Source organism: Paenibacillus sp. FSL L8-0663 (assembly GCF_038008125.1).
Taxonomy (GTDB): Bacteria; Bacillota; Bacilli; order Paenibacillales; family Paenibacillaceae; genus Paenibacillus; species Paenibacillus polymyxa_D.
The window spans coordinates 756,807-774,470 of sequence record NZ_JBBOYM010000001.1 but is presented as its reverse complement, the minus strand read 5'-3'; the positions used below and the strand labels follow the sequence as shown (position 1 = coordinate 774,470).

The window sequence follows — 17,664 nt, the reverse complement described above, 5'->3', positions numbered from 1 at the left end:
CCTCGATCCCCATTGTTGAAGATATAACCACATGCATAGCCACCCACGGCTATGCACGTGAAGCGCGTCCTAGTTCAAACCGTTTTAACAGTCCCGTACGATTTAAGGCATCGCCCAGCACTTTCGTCAGCAGACCACACAGGACAATGCCGCTCAGGATACGAACGACCAGTGCAATCGTCAGCACCTTCCACCCCCAATGCATATAGCCAAACATATTGGCTGCCACAATAAACCACAGCGGAACCATAGCCCCACCCACTAGCATCAGCGAAACTGCGTTCCAGCGCCGATACCGCAACAAGGCAAATACCAACTCAGCCGCAATCATATAGCAGACAGCCGCCGCAATAATAGAAGCAATTCCATAGGCAGAGCCCATAAAAGACTGCACTACCGCACCAAATGCATAAGCAATAACCGCCGTACCCGGCTTACGAATAATATAATAGGCCAACAAACCGTATATCATGTACAGACCGACAATAGCGGAAGTTGCGATAGGCCCTCCCAGACTGTTTAATGTTTTGTTAATGATCGACAAATACACGGTCATGACGCCGTTCAACGTGGCCAGCATCGCCATGAGTACGATATCCAGCGTTGTAAACTTTGCAAACATACGAGATTCCTTCATATGTATTCTTGACTCCTCTCCCTATCTAATCTATAAGATTGCAGCTCTGATCCTTATACAAGCTGCTACTGTATAAATGTATTCATCTGCAGCCTTATTGTCAACCTAATTATATTTAAAAGGTTGACAATAAGAACAAAAATAAGAGGCTTCACTTTATAAGCTCCACCCTAAAACAGCCGTAGCTACTACAGCAGTCACAGCACATAAGTTGCCTAAACGCCCATTCTTCAGTGTGCGAAGATAGGTCCGTTCTGCATAAGCGCCGAAACCTTTACCCTCCATAGCCAGCGCCGTCTGCTGAACCCGTCTTACAGCATTCACCAACACGGCAGCCGCATACCCGCTCCACCATGATAACCGATTGCCCCACCCCCGTGGTGGTTCCTGTCCACGAACACGCCGTGCTGCCATAATTGTTCGCCCTTCTTCTTCCAATAAGGGGAGAAACGTCAGTGCCACTGAAATACCGAACGCAAACCGATAAGGAACACGCAAGCGCAGATTCAATGCCTGCACAAAATCTCGGGGATCGGTCGTCGAGAGATAGATATAAGATGCCAAAAACAACACAAAAATCCGCAACGTTAACGCCCCTGCGATATCCAGTCCCTCTGCTGTAATGACAATGGGTCCCCATGAAGCCACGGGATGTCCTTCTCGAATCGCTAGGATAGACAGTATAAAATATGGGATGCCTAACCCAATCAGGAATGACATAGCCCGAAGCTGGCGTGCTAAGGTCAAACGTGCGCCCAAGCCAGCCACAGCAATCAGTACAGCCAAGAGAACTGCTTCCCGCAGCGTCGAATCCCAAACCATCGACAGGAGGCTAAAGCATCCCACCCATATTAGCTTACTTAACGGCCCTAGTCTGTGCAGTGGTGATGAACCGCCGTTATACTGAAACAGCATTTCGTTGTGCCTCCAGTCTGAGCCATTCTTCATGCAGTAAAGAATACATCAGCATATCCTTAAAGCCTGTAGATGTATGCTGTACCTGCCGCAACAGTCCTTCCTGTGTCCAGCCCATCGAGGACAGCAGAGCTTGCGAGCCTGTATTGCGCGGGTCCACCAGCGCTTCGATCCGATTCAACCGAATCGTGTTATACCCGAATGACAGCACCAAGCGTAGCGCCTCGGTCATGTAACCCTGTCGCCAATAAGGCTTGGCTATCTCATAACCAATCTCAGCTTTATAAGCTCCCTCTGTCTGCCAATAATTAAAACCACAGCTTCCAATCAACTTCCCGTTCTCCTTCAGCTCTATTCCCCAGCGCAGCGCATCCTCCGTCTTCGCCAGCTCATTCAACAGCTCAATCATATCCTCTGCGTCCTCACGTCCTGACATACCAGAAAGGTTCATATAACGGTGAACCTCCGGGTCAGACCAGCAAGCGAACATCGTAGCCGCATCCCCGCTTTCCATCCTTCGCAGCCGAAGACGCGAACTTTCCTGCGGTGGTATATGCCCCTTACATGCATATGCACACATGTTCAATCATCCTTCCAGCATTTAAAATGACAATAAATATACGCTACATTTAAGCACACACCTTCAACAAACACAACCTTATTTAAAGCTGAGAAGCTTATATATAGAAGATGCCCTTCTGTTCCTAGGATTAGGAATTAGAAGGGCATCTTCTATTTTATAAGAGATTAAACCGTTTGAGAGCTTGTCTTCCGAATCAAAAGTATTGAGCATCTAAGCCTTTTAAGAAGAGACACGGGTAGTGGTGCGTGTCGCTTTCTTCACAACATCCTTGTACAGTACGTCCAGCATCGACTGAATTTCCTGTAATTCATCGATCCCTGCACCGGTAATGCTGTACATATCATCATGCGGTGTCAGAAAGTTTTCCTGCGTCAGGTTTTCAAGCTCCTGCTTGACCTCACGTTCTCCTACACGGTAACCGCGCTCTTCCAACACAGGTTGAATATCTCTTATCGTGAGATCGTTCTGATGTGCATAAGAAAGCATCTGTATACGGATAAACAAGTTCTGAACATCTGCATGCATAATTGTAACTCCTCCCTGGCCTAGGCCAACCATGTTACACTGTTTTTACCCATAGAGGATAAGCTGGAAACAGATGAGGGCAACCCTTGCTGAATTTACTTTCGATATTGTTTGCCCCGCTAAAACGTATAGTTTTCCACTTGACTGAATATACACAATCGTTATATCTTAAATTAATTAACCAATGGTAAAAGCGAATTGCATAATTACCTATTTTTGGCGATTTATACAGCACTTCATGTGAAAATTTAATGTTAGGAGCGTGAACTCTACATGTTTCAAACTATACCTTACGAAGGCACACGTCATGAACAATTCGAATCCGTTCTCGGGCAACTCCGGGCACTGATTCATGATGAATCCAATACCATTGCTAATCTGGCAAATGCTTCAGCATTACTCGGTCACTTCCTTCCAAATATTAACTGGAGCGGTTTCTATCTTTATGATGGCACTGAGCTTGTACTTGGTCCTTTCCAGGGCTTACCTGCATGTATACGGATTCCGTTGGGACGTGGCGTATGCGGTACCGCAGCAGCAGAACAACGAACGCTTGTTATAGATGATGTACATGCGTTTCCAGGACATATTGCCTGTGACGCTGCTTCCAATAGTGAAATCGTTATTCCCCTTGTCAAGAATGGGGAGCTGATAGGAGTGCTGGACATTGACAGCCCACTTAAAGGTCGTTTTGATCACGAAGATCGTGTATTCCTAGAGGAATTTACGGCTATTCTGTTAGCCAGCCTATAACCAAAAATAGCGCATATATATCGTCTTCCTTCGCCACAATATAGGAGGGTCTGAAACCCAAAACTATCCGGCGAAGGAGATTGATGATCAATGTTCAACAACATGGCTCCACAACAACAACTTCATCAATGTGAACAAATTATTCAGCAATTGGCACAACAAACACAGCAAGGAACCGCCATGTATCAGCAGTTGCTGCAACAAGAGCAACAAAATGCATCCAGCCTTGAAAACCTGATGCAACGTGAACGTAATGCAGCTCAAATGATCCAAACCGCAATCCAGGACCACCAAAAAGCTATGCAACAATACCAACAAGTTATTCAACTGTGTAGTCAGCTGGAAAACACTATCCGCTCGAGCAGCCAAATGACTCAGCCTGGATTTGGCGATAACTATGCTTCCCGTAGTATGCAACCATCCACCTTTAGTGCAGGAAGCCATATGAATCACAGCTTTCCGCAGCATATGGGGTCGACCGGACAGCATTTTGCAGGCAGTGGTAACATGCAGCAGTTCGGAAACAGCAGTCAGCAAGGCATGAGAACAGTACCAAGCAGCATGTAAGCTGTTTTACACAAAAAAAGGGTGAACAGCAGGCCGTCAAATCGGCTTGTTGTTCACCTCTTTTTCATATCATTTAAGCCCTTTCATCAGCTGTTGCTAGTTTAATTCCCGTTCGGCCAGCACCTTCATTCCGTCTCGCAAATACTCAGCCAGCCCGGGGCGATAGCCTTCATACATTTTATTGAAATCCTCATGCTCGACATACAAGTCTCCCAGCCCGCTATAAATTTCTGCGGTAGGAGTATAAAATCGGCTTACCCATTGAAGATGACGGCGGATCAGCGCCTGTACTTCTTCACTGTTATGCTTCAATCCTTTATTCATGGCTTCAGCCAGCCGTCGATGAATCTGGTCAGCCTCTGCCTGTGAATCCAAATAATCCTCTTTGCTCCAGTTCTCCGTCGCCGTCTTGCTCTCCTGAATTGTTTTCTGAGCCTCTTGACCATAACGGTCTGTCAAATCATGTTCATACATTTCCTGCTTTTCCGGGTTAAACCCTTGGTACATTTGCTCTGGTTTCATTGCTTGTTCCCCTTTCAAATGAGCCACCGTTTCGTCGATGGTTTGTAGGAGAGTATGCAAGCGGAAGACTTTGGCCTCGACCTTGGCTCGATGCTCTTGCAAAACCTCGGCCTTTTGTTCCTTGGTTTGCTCCAGCATATTTCCAATTTCAGATAAAGGCAAATCCAGTTCCCTATATACCATGATTTGTTGAAGCCTCAACAGTTGTTCCTGTTCGTAATAGCGATATCCATTATTTCCAATATGATGCGGTTTCAGCAATCCTATTTCATCATAATAATGCAAGGTTCGTACGCTGATTCCCGACAGATTAGATACTTCCTTCACCGTATAAGCCATTCCGCTTCACCTCCCTTGCTTGACAGTCTACAGTCTCACGTGGCGTGAGAGTCAACGCCCCCACTTGCCCACCTTGGTACTACACTTTTACCCTATAAGCGCATTGTGAACCGCTCATTTACCAACCATTTTTCATACTTGCGACCTACAATCGGCATCTTTAGATAACTATGCAAAAAAAAGCCCACCAACGAGCATTTTCAAATATGCCGGGGGCTCCATATATTCGATTTGACTTAACCACTATTTACAGATCAAACGATACCTAAGAGAGGCTTTTTCCCATAACCACACGATCATAAAAAGCTATCTTTTGAATAATTTTCTCCAAATTGTGCTGCGTTTGTGCCACATGTTCTTCCACCTTCTTTTTGTGGGCTACAAGGAAATCTCTTCTCTCTTGGATTGTGGCTTCTCCTTTTACATTTAGCTCAAGGTATGCCTTAATTTCTTCAATGGTCATCCCTGTATCTTTCATGGCCATAAGGAACCTGATCCAATCGATTTGTTTTTCGGTATATACCCTTCTTCCCCCTTCATCCCGACCGACATCAGGTAATATACCTTCTTTTTCATAATAACGAAGGGTAGATGCGGGTAATCCGCTCTTGATTTGAACTTCTTTAATGGAGTACATGGTTATTCCCCTCCTCATTCTTAAATTTTCTCTTCAAGTCAGCTTTAACGATAAGTATAAGTTTTCATAGTAAAGAGTGCAAAATTAAGATTCCTACTACCTTACAGCAGCGAGGCAACCTTCTTATTGCCCGTCAGTCCGGACAGAAAATAGAACGTGGGCATTTGTGCCTCATAACCAAAATCGTCAACATGGCTGATAATATCGTCCACAATCTGGTCGGTCTGAAGACCTTCACGTGCTAATCGAGTTCATACCCGCACCGCCTTATATTGCATCCAATTCTACACACCAAACGCCACCTCATACAGCATGGGAATCGATTGCCTCCACAGCTTGCTCCTTATCCCGTATTACTAAAAATTTTATTGCCAACTAGAATATTATTTATGAATATATATCGGTAATTCTTTATAATTACCCTCACACACCCCTCAATAAATAAACACATATTGGTAATTACTTGTATACTTTTCAACAGTTTACTAAATATATGCGATTGCTTCTCTAAGCCTATTCTTTTTTATCATAACTATTTAGTATTATAAGGATATAAAAAAGGAGGTTATCATTTGAAAAGTACAGGTATGACACGTCCCCTAGATGCGTTAGGCCGTATCGTTATTCCCAAAGAAATGCGAATTTCCATGGATTATAATGTGGGTGATCCTGTTGAGATTTTTGCAGATGAGGAAACCGGTATTCTCGCCTTTCGAAAATATACTGGGGTGACGTGTAAAATGTGTGGTTCAACAGAACAATTAACTTATTTTAGAGACAGCTTTATTTGCGTGGAATGTATTGAGAGTTTAAAGAAGGGGGTAAATTTCAGCCCAGTCCTAAGACCAGCCAAATCAGCTTTATCCAACTCACAACGATCTAATAAAGAGTCCAAACGTCTGCGGCGATCGACACAACAGATGATCGAAAGTCTAAAAGAATTAATGCAAAAACACCCCAATGCAGCACAGCACGAATATGCCAAAATACTTGAGGTTTCCCAAGCCCGTATATCCCAGCTCAAAAAAATGCTATAACCACAGCTTGATACCCTACATAGATATACACCAGTGATTTCATCATGTACAGCTACTTTTGAACCGTGATACGCAGCATCATAGCTAACCGACAAAATGCAAAAACGTCCATGCGAAAATTCCAAACCAGGTATAAAGACCCACTGAATGACTTACAAGCGAGAACGCCTATAGCAAAAGGCAGTGCTACATTTAATATTGGTTCCTGAATTAAAAAATGGCCTTCTTTAATTAGAGAAGGTCATTTCATTTATTTATTCATTTTTCTGTAGTAAAACATCCTATACTTTTTCTTTTCGTCAGTTTTTCGTCATTTCATTACATCTTCCCCTCATAAAAAAATAGTATTCGTTTTATAGATAGAGAAAGGATGTGTGAACCTAATATGAACAAACCTGCTCAAATTTTTTCTATTCTTATACTTTCCGTAAGTGTAAGTGTGTTTGCTGGTTGTGGAAAGCAGGAAACAACAGATACATCTACCAATGAAACAGTACCAACAACCTCAGAAACGGTAGTCAAAGAAGGAACAGATCAACCAGCCGCCCTGGAAAGTTTCCATTCCTTCTCATTGCGGAACTTTTCAGAGCCTCGCGAACGTGATGTAATCGACTTGGGCAGGCTCTGCCGATTCGATCCGAAGTGCCCGGTTGATCTGTCCCCGGTGATATTGTCCATGTAAGAGGACCTGCAACAGGCTGTCCCGGACGGACGTTCGGAACGGAACCCCGCTCTGGTTCGCATAGTCGATCATCTCATCCAACTCGGATTCCTCGAGCCCTTCGATATAGACACGATATTGTTCGGCGTTTTCTTCGAACATCGTCCGGATCGCCGACAGGTCTTCAGCTTCCTCCCACAACGAATATTGCGCGCTGCCCTTGCCCTGCAATCGGGACAGCCAGACTCGTTCCGCGACCGCGACGTGCCGAACCAGCTTCAGAAGGTCCTTGTTCTTCGTCTCACTCTCCTCGAGCGCGTCCAAGATGCGTCCGTCCGCCCAGTACAGGTGGTCCATCATGCACTTGATCGTCTTCATTTCGGTTTCCCCCTCTTCATCTCATCGATTACTTGAACCTACTGTTAACCGTTAGTTTAATCATTTGAATGAACTAAAACAACCTTTTTTGGGGTGAATTCCTTGTTGCTGTAAACTTCCAAGGAGAAACGTGCAATTTCAAAGGGTTTAGTGGCTTGTCGCTCCCTTTTGGGAAGAACTCATGGGAGATTAAGCCTACTCTGGTTGCTGCACCATCCTCATTTTACGTTTAGCCTTGAAAGATCTTTGATACTTTAATTTCATAACCCTTCTCAGGCACTGCCTTTTTTAAAAAATCATTTGGCTAGGTCTATTTTGTTATTGTCTTTTTGGGGCTACGACCATCCTTCATTATATTCCATTTTTAAATATTAATTAAAGAACATACGCGGGTAGCAGTAGTGATTTAAAAGAGCCTTATCTTAATCTAGCACTAAGAAAACACTTTATTTTCATCTGATAATCACGTAGAAGGTGCCAAAAAAGCCTATCTAATGAACAGACATACGCAAAACGTATTATCTATGTCCATCAGATAGGCTTTTATATAACTACTACCGTTTAATAACGATCAGCTTTGTTTCCAGCATTTCTTCCATGGCATACTTTACGCCTTCGCGTCCGGTGCCACTTTGCTTCACACCACCATACGGCATATGGTCGACACGGAAGCTTGGAATGTCATTGATCACCACGCCGCCAACCTCAAGCTTGTCTGCTGCATCCAGCGCAGTCGTGATATTACGTGTGTAAATTCCCGCCTGCAGGCCATAGATCGAATCATTCACATGGTTTACGGCTTCATCTATAGAGCTAACAGAATGAATCAGCACAAGCGGGGCAAACACTTCACGACAGGATACCTTGGAAGTCGGGTCCACATTAAGCAAAACCGTCGGCTCCAAAATACCTCCCTTGACTTGGCCACCCAGAGCGATTCTCGCACCTGCTTGAACGGCTTCTTCCAGCCACTCACGGACACGTTCGACATCCTTGGCTGAAATAAGCGCGGATACATCCGTGTCCGGCTCTAGCGGATCTCCCATTTTTAAACGTTGAGTTGCTTCTATAAATCGGAATACAAAGGTATCATACAGTTCATCGACAACGTAAATACGTTGAACTGATATGCACACCTGCCCTTGATTGGCAAAGGCTCCACTCACACAACGGTCGATGACCGCTTCCACATCCGTATCACGGTCGATAATAACGGCCGCGTTGGAACCCAGCTCCAGCGTGACCCGTTTCAAGCCAGCCTTGGAGCGAATTTCTGTACCGACCGCCGGGCTACCGGTAAAAGTGATATAGCTGACGCGCGGATCAGTGACAAGTACGTCGCCATTGGTTTTACCATCGCCGCTGATCACGTTAAGAGCGCCCGCAGGCAATCCAGCATGCTCTAGCAGCTCTGCGATTAGGTAAGCCGACAACGGCGTCTGCTCCGCAGGCTTTAATACGACTGTATTGCCTGCTGCCAGCGCGGGACCCACTTTATGAGCGACCAGATTCATCGGAAAGTTAAATGGTGTAATAGCTCCTACTACTCCGACAGGTTCTTTGAGCGTGTAGGCCATACGGCCCTCGCCGCCCGGTGCGGCATCCAGCGGAATGGTTTCCCCGTGAATCCGTTTGGCTTCTTCAGCTGCGAACTTGTAGGTTTGCACCGTCCGGTCAACCTCCGCCAGCGCAGCTTTCCATGGTTTTGACGCTTCGCGTGCAATGATGCGCGCTGCATCCTCACGCCGCTCTTCCAGCAGGTCAGCCAGCTTCTCCAAAATGGCTGACCGCTGGTGCGCAGGCATGGCCCGCATCTCCGAGCGTGCATCAGAGGCCGCCTGAATAGCAGCCTTGACATCTTCTGGCGTGGCCTCTGCCACCTCAGCAATGATTTCCCCGGAATACGGTGATTTCAACGTCGTGTACGTTGAAGCTACCTTCCATTCTCCTCCAATAAATAAATGCTGCTGCATGCTTTTTCCTCCTTTTCTCTATATTAACGTCTCTTTTACCATCTATTTTACCGTCAGCACCGGACAAGGTGCATGCTGAATCACATGATGGCTCACGCTGCCCAGTATCATTTCAGAAACAAGTCCTTTTCCCCGTGTTCCCATAATGATCAGATCCACCTTTTCCTGATCTGCAATTTCACAAATGATACTCGCTGGATTACCATGACCCGCTAGCATACGGCAAGGGATGTCCGCGTTCTTTAAATAGTCGGATGCAGGTTCTAAGATATGACGCCCCTCCTCTTCGATCCGTTCATCCACATCCACCCCAATCGGGGGCTCATTCATGGATAGAGCTGGGTTTACATGCAATACAGTCAGATGCGGATTCCCCTGAAGCTGTTTAGACAACGTTTTGGCTGTCTCCAACGCCTTCATCGCGTGTTCCGAACCATCAATCGCGACCAGAATATGTTTGTATTCATTCATACTCTTTTCCTCCTCAGAAGTTCGATATTAGTGTGCATCCACCTGAATATCCTGCATATGTCGACGACGTACGATCAGCACAGCTACACCAATCAGTACCATCAATGCTCCAAAATAAAACGGGGTTTCTGCTGAGTACCACTCTGACAGCTTCCCTGCAAGCCACGGCGAAATGGCCCCACCCAAAAAACGCATGAAGCTGTAGGCCGCAGATGCTGTCGAGCGCTCCACTGGAGCAGCCTGCATAACAGCAGTTGTAATCAATGTATTGTTAATCCCCAGAAAAATACCAGCTACAATGACGGCGACAATGACAGTCGTTGGCGAGCCAGCTAACGTCCCAATCGCCATAACACCTAAATCAATGGCAAATAGCGTCAGCATGATACTAATGGAAGATACCACGCTCAAGCGTGCTTGAATCTTTGGTGCTACAAACACCGAGGTAAAGGCTAGCATAATTCCCCAGCCAAAAAATACATAACCCAAACCATGCTCGTCCAGATGCATTACATATGGAGAATACGCCATCAACGTAAAAAATCCAAAGTTATATAACAACGCTACAATACCGAGCGTGAGTAAAGCTGGATAACTAAGCGCTTTGAACGGATCGGCAATGGAACCGCGTTTTTTGGGCTTTGGAATCGAAGGCAGCATAAACGTAATGAACAAAAATCCCACGACCATTAGTCCGGCTACACCGAAAAACGGACCACGCCAGGAAATGGAGCCTAACTCACCGCCCAGCAGTGGACCCACTGAAATCCCGAGGCCCAAGGCCGCTTCATACAAAATAATTGCTTTAGCTGTTCCAGAAGTAGACAGACCTACAATCGCAGATAACGCTGTTGCGATAAACAAAGCGTTCCCCAAGCCCCAGCCTGCCCGGTAGCCCACAATTCCGCCAACTGTATTGGCCGTGCCGCCAAGTCCAGCAAACACAATAATAAACAAAATCCCGGTTAGTAACGTCCATTTGACACCCAATCGACTAGATACGACGCCCGTAATCAGCATCGCAACGCCTGTTACCAGGTTATAGCTGGTGAACAGCAATGACACTTGGCTTTTCGTAGCATGAAGCTGATCGGCAATGGCCGGAAGAATCGGATCGACCAATCCCAGGCCCATAAATGAAATAACACAAGCAAAGGCGACCGCCCATACCGCTTTAGGTTGAGACAGCAAGCCTGAGCGTTCTTTTAGCTCTTCAGGTAATGCATGTTGTGAACTCATATTATGATGTTACCTCCACATCTGAATGTAAATGTTCTTGTTATGATGGGTTGTGATCAAGTTCCTCATCCAAAAGGGTTTTGCGTTCACGAACCCTGACCCGCAACTCCTCCAACTCAGTCTGGAGCAAACGGATGCTGTTGATTTTTCCCTCCATTAATTCCAACTGTTCGTTCAGTGTACCTTCCATATCCTCCAACATGGCCCGTCGCTCGTTCGGTTGCAAATGCTCCGTTCGCTCGCGATATTCCTCCCGCTGACCCTTGAGCATTTCCGCTGCGGACATGTAACGCTGAAGCTCTTGCAAGGAGAATCCAAGTACTTCCTTGGCACTCACTATTTTTTTTAGTAAATCCACATCCTCCTGCGTATACAGGCGCATATTTCCTTCACTGCGTTGCGGGGAGGGCAATAATCCGATCTCCTCATAATAACGAATAGTTCGCTTCGTCAGACCACTTTGCTTGGCGACCTCATCAATTTTATACGTAACCATGACACCCACCTTATGAAAAAGATTATATATAAATACTACGCCTATATAACGTTAACGTCAACGTAAACTTTGATATAAAAAGAAACCGCCTCTATTGGAGACGGTTCCTGTTTTGACTAGCACGGTCATAGACCCGAAGCATCGGCGCTCAAGCCCATGAATATAGCTTTAGATGAAAATGGTACGTGTGATGATAACCAGCAAAATGAAGAGTACCAGAATAACACCAGTGGAAGTAAACATGTTGTAGCCGCCACCACCGCAACCTCTTTCTACTTCACCCATCTTAAGTTCCTCCTCCCTCTGTCGATTACAACAAATCGCCCGAAATCAGATTCATGAGCTACGAATTAGATGACGAATGCTTTGGAAATAATAACGAGCAGAATGAAAAGTACCAGAATCGCTCCTGTAGATGTAAAAGCTCCATAACCAGCGCCTACTCCAGACATGGTGATTCCTCCCTTCATGGTTTACAAGAGCATCTTATGCTTATGCCATCATTCATGATAGGGACAAATGCCGCGCCTGCCGCCCAAATCTAGGTTTGGTATTGTATAGTCCTGTTATTCTTCGGACCCGAGCATGCCGTGATAGAGGAGGTTTCGTGCCTGCTTGGCAAGTACAGACGGACTTTCACGTCCAGGCAACAATTTCGTTAACGTCAGCCGTTCAATCAAGCCGATCACGCATTCTGCTATCAGTTCAGGGTCCAGTTCCTCACGGCACGAGCCCCATCGTTGCGCAGCCAGCAGATGCTTTTTGATATGCTCGGCCATTTCTGCCTTAATGCGCACCGAGTCTGCCGCCTGGTAAAATCCGACACGGGTGATCGCCGGATTGTTAGACAACACGCGAAAAATAGCCTCCAGAAACACTTGTCCCCGTTGCAAAATTTCAGCTTCGCTTTGATCCGGACCTATCTTCATGCTTTGAACCGTTTCATTCACCAAAGTACGAAAGCTCTCCACAAGCTCATCATACATCTGTTCCTTGCTTTCAAAATGAATATAAAAATCCGGCTGCGTCAATCCTGCGCGTGCCGCGATCGAACTTACCTTTGTCTGATAAAACCCCGTCTGAGCGAACTCTTCAGCCCCTGCTTCCAGTAACAACCGTCGACTCTCCCGACTTCTGACTCCTGCTCCCATCACGGTCTTGCCCCCTTACGCCACAAATCTATCGTATTATAAAGTTCCTTTGCAGTAAGAACAACGGGCTTGAGGATGATATATACCTGTCCTTCAAAAGTCCTAATACAGAAGGACTGAAAGTTTTGGAAAATCAAGGGCATCTCCCTACAAGGTATAATTAACCAATCTGACGGTGAGCGAGCAGGAATTTATTACGCTCAGTGATGAGGACAATATTTGCGCATCATCTCAATCGTCGTCAGATCATCATCCAGCCCCCGTTGTTGCAAGCCGTCGATAATTTGCTGACGTTCCTGATCTTTGACATTTTGACCGAATTTAAACTTGGCGGTCCAATCCTCCGGTACAATTTTGATCAGAGCGACCCCTTTCAAACGTGAGGCATACCGAGAATCGCTAGCATCAATCGTGTCATACCCGCCTTCCGGTTGCAGCTTACTCATAAAAATGGAAAAGGCCGATGCTTTTTCTTCCAAATCCACTACATGCTCCGCATGACCACGAACGGTAATGCTTTTAAAAAATGAAGTCGCCGGACATGCCATATGTTCATCCGTAAAATAAGATGGAATGAGCGCATATTCTTTGGCGGCTGAAAAAGTAACCCGATTATCCTCTTTCATCTGTTCCATCTTTTCTCCAGCACGGCTGCCATGAATATAAAAAACGCCATTTCCATAAGCGAAATTCAAGGGAACCACACGCGGAAAACCATCCTCGCTGTTCATGCCTAAAAATCCGAAACTGACCTCGCTTAGAAACTGCTCTATTTCCTCTAGTTCTGCCACCGCAAATTCTTTCCTTCTCATAGAGAACTCTCCCTCCATCTATTGACCAATGATACATTTCAGATTATGTTGAAAATGGATTCATAAAAAGACCCAATATGAACGAAAGTGAGTGGCCCAATCGAAGGAGAAGAGTATGGATATTACGATTGCATATCAGCGCGCGCTTCAAAAATATCATCTAAAATACTTGGCATTGTATCATGCTCTTCGTGAGGGAATCCTCAATGGTTCCCTTGCGAGTGGTACGCGTCTGCCTTCCACTCGTGATCTGGCTGTGATGTATGGAATTTCGCGAGGGAGTGTTAAAGAAGCATACGATATGCTGCTGGCAGAAGGATATGTAGACTCGGCAGTAGGCAGAGGAACCTTTGTTATGCAACAGACAGCGGTGCTACCAAACCCATCTCAAATCGGCCTGCAGAATCAGAATCCACCCGTTTCCAAGCAAAAATCCCCTACGCTGTCAGCATGGGGACAACGAATCATGCAGATCGAAAGGGAACGAAACTTACAGTCGTCTCCTGTTTCTGCTACAGATAGAGACCGTGCACAACAGCCTTTGATTTCTTTTCAGGCAGGAGAAGTTGTATTGGAGGGCAATTCACAGATCGCATGGAAAAGCGCACTGACTGCCGCTGGAAAAGATCTGCAAAAGCCCTCGGCTGACGAAACTACTGCGCCAGTGAGCGGTGATGAATGGCTACGTGAAGCGATTTGCCATCATGTTGGCAGAACACGCGGAATTACGGCCAGCCCGGATCAAGTCGTATTATGCAGTGGTTCCATGGAAGTAATCACGTTATTAAGTCAGTTGCTTATTCATGAACAAGATCGAATTGTATTGGAGAATCCTTGTTATTCCGGCATCTACCGTGCAGTTACTGCCTCAGGCGGACAGATACTCGCTGCCGAAATGGATCAACACGGAATTGTCCCACAGGATTGGGATTCCAAATTGCTGTTTGTTACACCTGGACGACAGTTTCCAACCGGGGCAGTTTTGCCATTAACACGACGTCAACATATTTTGCAATGGGCAGCATCCAAGGGAGCGTGGATCATTGAGGACGATTATGACAGTGAATTCCGCTGGGCAGGACGACCCATTGAACCGTTAAAAGCACTGGATTGCGCAGAATGTGTCATCTATGTCGGTTCCTTTTCCAAAAGCATGTTCAGCAGCCTTCGGCTCGGGTTTGCAATCCTGCCCGTTGAATTAGCCCAAGCGCTGACAGCTGCCAAACGACTATACGATCCCCTGCCGCCTGCCCGCTTGGAACAGCGCGCACTGGCACGTTTTATGATGCGCGGCGACTACGTTCGCCATGTGCGTCGGATGACTCGCATATACAGGTCTCGCTACGACGTGTTCCAGCGGGAAATACAGCAGTTGAATGAACTGTTTCACTGGCATCAGAACAATTGCGGACTACATGCCTATGCCATCTGGAAGCATGATTCTGCCCAGTATCATCATTTGATGCAGACAGCACGATTTTACGGAGTCACATGGCGTGATGCCGCTGATTACCAACTGACACCGGGACCTCCATCAGCTTGCTTTATCTTTGCCCATCTATCGGAGCAACAAATTATTGAAGGGTTTAACCGTCTGCGCCAGGCATGGGACAGTATCAAACATGAGTATCACGGAGCAAAGCTGAGGCTTTAAAAAGGTACTCCATTCGCGCTTTGTATATAGCAAATTAGACTAACGATAAAGAAGAATTGCCCTTTCCATTCCCTTACTTTTTCATATGATGCTAGTAACTTAAAAGAATTGGAGTGAGAGAAATGGCAATTAGTCCGCTTTGTAGACAGTTTGCAGCTATATTAAAAGCAACACCTCAAATCATCAACGGAGTTTGTACTGCATCTACAGTCAGAAATAACATCAAGCCGATCATTTTAGGGAAAAGGGCCAGATCCTTTCTTGCCATACCCCAAGCTTTTTCTTTCGAAAGTATTGGCCGTAACGGAAAAGGTTTATGTCTTGGTGAAACCGTGATTTTGACCGCAGAAATTAATCCGTTTATTTCTCGACTTCGTAAACATGATATCAAAGTGACGGCACTGCACAATCACTGGCTATTTGATAACCCCAATCTCTGGTACATCCACTTCGAAAAAGTAGAAAAACCGCTTGTTTTCGCCACAGAAGTGCGTGACGCGCTTAATGTCTTGACAACGAAGCCTGTACGGCCGGTTATTAAGAAAAAGTAAGCTATCAATAAATGCAAAGATCCGCTTTGGCGGGTCTTTTTTTGTTATGGGCGGAACATAGGACAAAACAGATTAATATTCTACATTAGCCCATTTATCTAAAAGGAGAGCTTTATGAAAAACAAATTAATCTTTGATTATATTGTCGTAGGAACAGGTCCTGCAGGTGCTGTAATAGCGAAAACCCTTACGGATGATAAGCAAACATCGGTTCTTGGGCTGGAAGCAGGGGAAAATAACGATAAAGACAAACCAATAAGGGACTCTACCTTTGCCCTGGAGCTGGAGGAACAATTTTTCCCCGAATACTTTTGGCAAGGGGAAGGCATTCCACAAAATGGAGTAGACGATCGGTCATTCGAATGGACCACAGGACGGCTGCTAGGCGGTGGTTCTTCAATTAACGGCGAGCAGTATGTACGACCTACTTCGGCTGTGTTTAGAGAATGGGAAAAACTTTTAGGCCCGTTATGGTCACCTAGGAGAGCTATTCGCCGATTCAAAAAACTAGAGAACTATAACGGAGCAACGAATAACCCGAGGGTTCACGGATTTAGCGGACGGATTGATATTAGGCAAGCCCCTGTTAACCCTACTTCTATGGCGCAGAAACTAACCTTGGCCATTGAACGTGCTACAGGTTTTTCGGAAATCCTCGATTATAACGATCCTAAAACTCCCCTTGGTCCCTTTACCCGATGGCAGTTGTTCCAAAAACCAAATGGACACAGGGAAAGCTCTTCAACCGCTTTTCTCTCGCCAGGCATCATGACTTCTTCCGGACAGGGCGTAAACGGCCGGAAGTTGAGGGTTTTCTTTAAATCAACAACTTTGCGCGTTCTTTTTACTAACAAGCGCGCTGTAGGAGTGGAATTCCTCCGTGAAGGAATATGTACACGAGCTTATGCGCGGAAGAAGGTTATCGTCTCAGCAGGCATTAACAGCGCCCAGTTATTAATGCTATCCGGAATCGGACCTGAAAAATCGCTTAAAGACAAAGGGATTCATGTAGTATTTAATAATCCCAATGTAGGCAAACGCCTGCGTAACCATACTCTGAACTTTGCCTCCTTCTCAACCAATCCCAAGGATCGCGCACTGCCTTCTAATGATCCAAGTGCTCTATATACGGGTGGAGCCTTCTTGCCTGATCCCAATGGAACGGAGGACCATCGTCGGGCGGTTCAAATGCTAGGTATAGGTTCGGAAGGCATGCTTACCTTAGGTTTGATTTACTTACGCCCTGCAAGCCGGGGATCGATCAAACTGCAAAACAACGACCCTCTGAAAATCGTGCTTGCAGATGAAGGCTTTCTCTCGAATCCCGAGGACATGGAAGCGGTGAAAAACATATATAAAAATTATGTCAAAAACATAGCGGCAGAGCTGACGGCCATTGATCCATCATATCAGCTCGTTTCTCCTACGCTTGACGTTATTGACAACGACTCTAACCTGGAGGAGTTTATCAAGCAAAATTTTGGCCATAATCATCACCAGCAAGGCTCTCTTCGCATGGCCCCCTTAAATAAAGGAGGCGTCGTGGATCGTAGAGGTAACGTGCATGGAGTCAAAAATTTAATCGTTGCCGATGCTTCCATCATCCCCTTCACGGTCGATGGTAACACATCCGCTGCTGCATACCTGATAGGATATACCATAGCACGACAATTAAAGCTGCTGGATAAAAATATACGCGCTCGAAAGTTAAGACGGCAACGATATGAAGAATATGAAGAGTAGCCTGAGACTCGTTCGTCATT

20 protein-coding genes are annotated in these 17,664 nt (G+C 45.8%); 6 read left to right on the top strand and 14 right to left on the bottom strand.

All coding sequences use genetic code 11. From position 1 onward, the window contains the following. Window positions 1–49 precede the first annotated feature (49 nt). The 4 genes from MKY75_RS03410 to MKY75_RS03395 all read right to left on the bottom strand — a co-directional run bounded on the left by MKY75_RS03410 (window position 50) and on the right by MKY75_RS03395 (window position 2,660). Entirely contained in the window at window positions 50–637 is a 588-nt protein-coding gene (locus MKY75_RS03410; RefSeq protein ID WP_220026966.1) for an ECF transporter S component, read from the bottom strand. A 156-nt stretch (window positions 638–793) separates the two neighbouring features. Further along, window positions 794–1,552 (bottom strand): energy-coupling factor transporter transmembrane component T family protein, encoded by a 759-nt coding sequence (locus MKY75_RS03405; protein WP_318627587.1) that lies wholly within the window; start codon window positions 1,550–1,552, stop codon window positions 794–796. Beyond that, window positions 1,536–2,132 carry a GNAT family N-acetyltransferase gene (locus MKY75_RS03400; protein WP_069012144.1) on the bottom strand — a complete coding sequence of 199 codons (597 nt, stop codon included), beginning with the start codon at window positions 2,130–2,132 and terminating at the stop codon, window positions 1,536–1,538. Before MKY75_RS03400 ends, MKY75_RS03405 begins: the two co-directional genes overlap by 17 nt. Before the next feature lie 222 nt (window positions 2,133–2,354). Continuing rightward, window positions 2,355–2,660: a hypothetical protein gene (locus MKY75_RS03395; RefSeq protein ID WP_029515823.1), complete on the bottom strand. Its 306-nt coding sequence runs from the start codon at window positions 2,658–2,660 to the stop codon at window positions 2,355–2,357. 273 nt (window positions 2,661–2,933) lie between these two features. Between MKY75_RS03395 and MKY75_RS03390 the strand changes: the two genes are divergently transcribed. Further along, window positions 2,934–3,413: a GAF domain-containing protein gene (locus tag MKY75_RS03390; protein ID WP_029515824.1), complete on the top strand. Its 480-nt coding sequence runs from the start codon at window positions 2,934–2,936 to the stop codon at window positions 3,411–3,413. A 90-nt stretch (window positions 3,414–3,503) separates the two neighbouring features. After that, the gene (locus MKY75_RS03385) at window positions 3,504–3,980 is read left to right on the top strand and encodes a hypothetical protein (RefSeq protein ID WP_029515825.1); all 477 of its coding nucleotides are present in this window, start codon (window positions 3,504–3,506) and stop codon (window positions 3,978–3,980) included. A gap of 96 nt (window positions 3,981–4,076) precedes the next feature. Here the strand turns inward: MKY75_RS03385 and MKY75_RS03380 are convergent, their stop codons facing one another. Continuing rightward, window positions 4,077–4,841: a MerR family transcriptional regulator gene (locus MKY75_RS03380; protein ID WP_165148360.1), complete on the bottom strand. Its 765-nt coding sequence runs from the start codon at window positions 4,839–4,841 to the stop codon at window positions 4,077–4,079. 265 nt (window positions 4,842–5,106) lie between these two features. Then, window positions 5,107–5,478, bottom strand: a complete 372-nt coding sequence (locus tag MKY75_RS03375) for a MerR family transcriptional regulator (protein WP_029515827.1) — start codon at window positions 5,476–5,478, stop codon at window positions 5,107–5,109. A 572-nt stretch (window positions 5,479–6,050) separates the two neighbouring features. Between MKY75_RS03375 and MKY75_RS03370 the strand changes: the two genes are divergently transcribed. After that, window positions 6,051–6,515: an AbrB/MazE/SpoVT family DNA-binding domain-containing protein gene (locus MKY75_RS03370; protein ID WP_340884321.1), complete on the top strand. Its 465-nt coding sequence runs from the start codon at window positions 6,051–6,053 to the stop codon at window positions 6,513–6,515. 583 nt (window positions 6,516–7,098) lie between these two features. Here the strand turns inward: MKY75_RS03370 and MKY75_RS03365 are convergent. From MKY75_RS03365 to MKY75_RS03330, 8 genes are all read right to left on the bottom strand, one after another. Beyond that, window positions 7,099–7,554 carry a DinB family protein gene (locus tag MKY75_RS03365; RefSeq protein ID WP_029515829.1) on the bottom strand — a complete coding sequence of 152 codons (456 nt, stop codon included), beginning with the start codon at window positions 7,552–7,554 and terminating at the stop codon, window positions 7,099–7,101. Between the two features lie 554 nt (window positions 7,555–8,108). Beyond that, the gene (locus tag MKY75_RS03360; RefSeq protein ID WP_340884319.1) at window positions 8,109–9,527 is read right to left on the bottom strand and encodes an aldehyde dehydrogenase family protein; all 1,419 of its coding nucleotides are present in this window, start codon (window positions 9,525–9,527) and stop codon (window positions 8,109–8,111) included. A gap of 42 nt (window positions 9,528–9,569) precedes the next feature. Continuing rightward, window positions 9,570–9,998 (bottom strand): universal stress protein, encoded by a 429-nt coding sequence (locus tag MKY75_RS03355; protein WP_069010959.1) that lies wholly within the window; start codon window positions 9,996–9,998, stop codon window positions 9,570–9,572. A gap of 27 nt (window positions 9,999–10,025) precedes the next feature. Beyond that, the gene (locus tag MKY75_RS03350) at window positions 10,026–11,237 is read right to left on the bottom strand and encodes an MFS transporter (RefSeq protein ID WP_340884317.1); all 1,212 of its coding nucleotides are present in this window, start codon (window positions 11,235–11,237) and stop codon (window positions 10,026–10,028) included. Window positions 11,238–11,277: 40 nt separating this feature from the next. Beyond that, window positions 11,278–11,733: a MerR family transcriptional regulator gene (locus MKY75_RS03345; RefSeq protein ID WP_069010957.1), complete on the bottom strand. Its 456-nt coding sequence runs from the start codon at window positions 11,731–11,733 to the stop codon at window positions 11,278–11,280. Between the two features lie 350 nt (window positions 11,734–12,083). Then, a complete protein-coding gene (locus tag MKY75_RS03340) occupies window positions 12,084–12,185 on the bottom strand; it encodes a hypothetical protein (protein ID WP_014599460.1) in 102 nt (33 codons plus the stop codon). Between the two features lie 114 nt (window positions 12,186–12,299). Continuing rightward, entirely contained in the window at window positions 12,300–12,884 is a 585-nt protein-coding gene (locus MKY75_RS03335; RefSeq protein ID WP_069010956.1) for a TetR/AcrR family transcriptional regulator, read from the bottom strand. A gap of 200 nt (window positions 12,885–13,084) precedes the next feature. Next, on the bottom strand, window positions 13,085–13,696 hold the full coding sequence (locus tag MKY75_RS03330; RefSeq protein ID WP_069010955.1) for a pyridoxamine 5'-phosphate oxidase family protein: 612 nt from the start codon (window positions 13,694–13,696) through the stop codon (window positions 13,085–13,087). Window positions 13,697–13,811: 115 nt separating this feature from the next. Between MKY75_RS03330 and pdxR the strand changes: the two genes are divergently transcribed. From pdxR to MKY75_RS03315, 3 genes are all read left to right on the top strand, one after another. After that, window positions 13,812–15,350, top strand: coding sequence for a MocR-like pyridoxine biosynthesis transcription factor PdxR (gene pdxR / locus MKY75_RS03325; RefSeq protein WP_069010954.1), 1,539 nt, complete (start codon window positions 13,812–13,814; stop codon window positions 15,348–15,350). A 122-nt stretch (window positions 15,351–15,472) separates the two neighbouring features. Further along, on the top strand, window positions 15,473–15,901 hold the full coding sequence (locus MKY75_RS03320) for a DUF1259 domain-containing protein (protein WP_039270545.1): 429 nt from the start codon (window positions 15,473–15,475) through the stop codon (window positions 15,899–15,901). Between the two features lie 114 nt (window positions 15,902–16,015). Beyond that, window positions 16,016–17,644 carry a GMC family oxidoreductase gene (locus MKY75_RS03315; RefSeq protein WP_340884314.1) on the top strand — a complete coding sequence of 543 codons (1,629 nt, stop codon included), beginning with the start codon at window positions 16,016–16,018 and terminating at the stop codon, window positions 17,642–17,644. Window positions 17,645–17,664: the final 20 nt, after the last annotated feature.

What these genes read in the sequence shown, in the direction of transcription:
- MKY75_RS03405 (WP_318627587.1), bottom strand. Translation starts at nt 1,552, where the DNA reads ATGCTGTTTCAGTATAACGGCGGTTCATCACCACTGCACAGACTAGGG.
- MKY75_RS03410 (WP_220026966.1), bottom strand. Translation starts at nt 637, where the DNA reads ATGAAGGAATCTCGTATGTTTGCAAAGTTTACAACGCTGGATATCGTA.
- MKY75_RS03320 (WP_039270545.1), top strand. Translation starts at nt 15,473, where the DNA reads ATGGCAATTAGTCCGCTTTGTAGACAGTTTGCAGCTATATTAAAAGCA.
- MKY75_RS03335 (WP_069010956.1), bottom strand. Translation starts at nt 12,884, where the DNA reads ATGGGAGCAGGAGTCAGAAGTCGGGAGAGTCGACGGTTGTTACTGGAA.
- MKY75_RS03355 (WP_069010959.1), bottom strand. Translation starts at nt 9,998, where the DNA reads ATGAATGAATACAAACATATTCTGGTCGCGATTGATGGTTCGGAACAC.
- MKY75_RS03375 (WP_029515827.1), bottom strand. Translation starts at nt 5,478, where the DNA reads ATGTACTCCATTAAAGAAGTTCAAATCAAGAGCGGATTACCCGCATCT.
- MKY75_RS03345 (WP_069010957.1), bottom strand. Translation starts at nt 11,733, where the DNA reads ATGGTTACGTATAAAATTGATGAGGTCGCCAAGCAAAGTGGTCTGACG.
- MKY75_RS03365 (WP_029515829.1), bottom strand. Translation starts at nt 7,554, where the DNA reads ATGAAGACGATCAAGTGCATGATGGACCACCTGTACTGGGCGGACGGA.
- MKY75_RS03330 (WP_069010955.1), bottom strand. Translation starts at nt 13,696, where the DNA reads ATGAGAAGGAAAGAATTTGCGGTGGCAGAACTAGAGGAAATAGAGCAG.
- MKY75_RS03390 (WP_029515824.1), top strand. Translation starts at nt 2,934, where the DNA reads ATGTTTCAAACTATACCTTACGAAGGCACACGTCATGAACAATTCGAA.
- MKY75_RS03380 (WP_165148360.1), bottom strand. Translation starts at nt 4,841, where the DNA reads ATGGCTTATACGGTGAAGGAAGTATCTAATCTGTCGGGAATCAGCGTA.
- MKY75_RS03400 (WP_069012144.1), bottom strand. Translation starts at nt 2,132, where the DNA reads ATGTGTGCATATGCATGTAAGGGGCATATACCACCGCAGGAAAGTTCG.
- MKY75_RS03315 (WP_340884314.1), top strand. Translation starts at nt 16,016, where the DNA reads ATGAAAAACAAATTAATCTTTGATTATATTGTCGTAGGAACAGGTCCT.
- MKY75_RS03395 (WP_029515823.1), bottom strand. Translation starts at nt 2,660, where the DNA reads ATGCATGCAGATGTTCAGAACTTGTTTATCCGTATACAGATGCTTTCT.
- MKY75_RS03385 (WP_029515825.1), top strand. Translation starts at nt 3,504, where the DNA reads ATGTTCAACAACATGGCTCCACAACAACAACTTCATCAATGTGAACAA.
- pdxR (WP_069010954.1), top strand. Translation starts at nt 13,812, where the DNA reads ATGGATATTACGATTGCATATCAGCGCGCGCTTCAAAAATATCATCTA.
- MKY75_RS03340 (WP_014599460.1), bottom strand. Translation starts at nt 12,185, where the DNA reads ATGTCTGGAGTAGGCGCTGGTTATGGAGCTTTTACATCTACAGGAGCG.
- MKY75_RS03350 (WP_340884317.1), bottom strand. Translation starts at nt 11,237, where the DNA reads ATGAGTTCACAACATGCATTACCTGAAGAGCTAAAAGAACGCTCAGGC.
- MKY75_RS03360 (WP_340884319.1), bottom strand. Translation starts at nt 9,527, where the DNA reads ATGCAGCAGCATTTATTTATTGGAGGAGAATGGAAGGTAGCTTCAACG.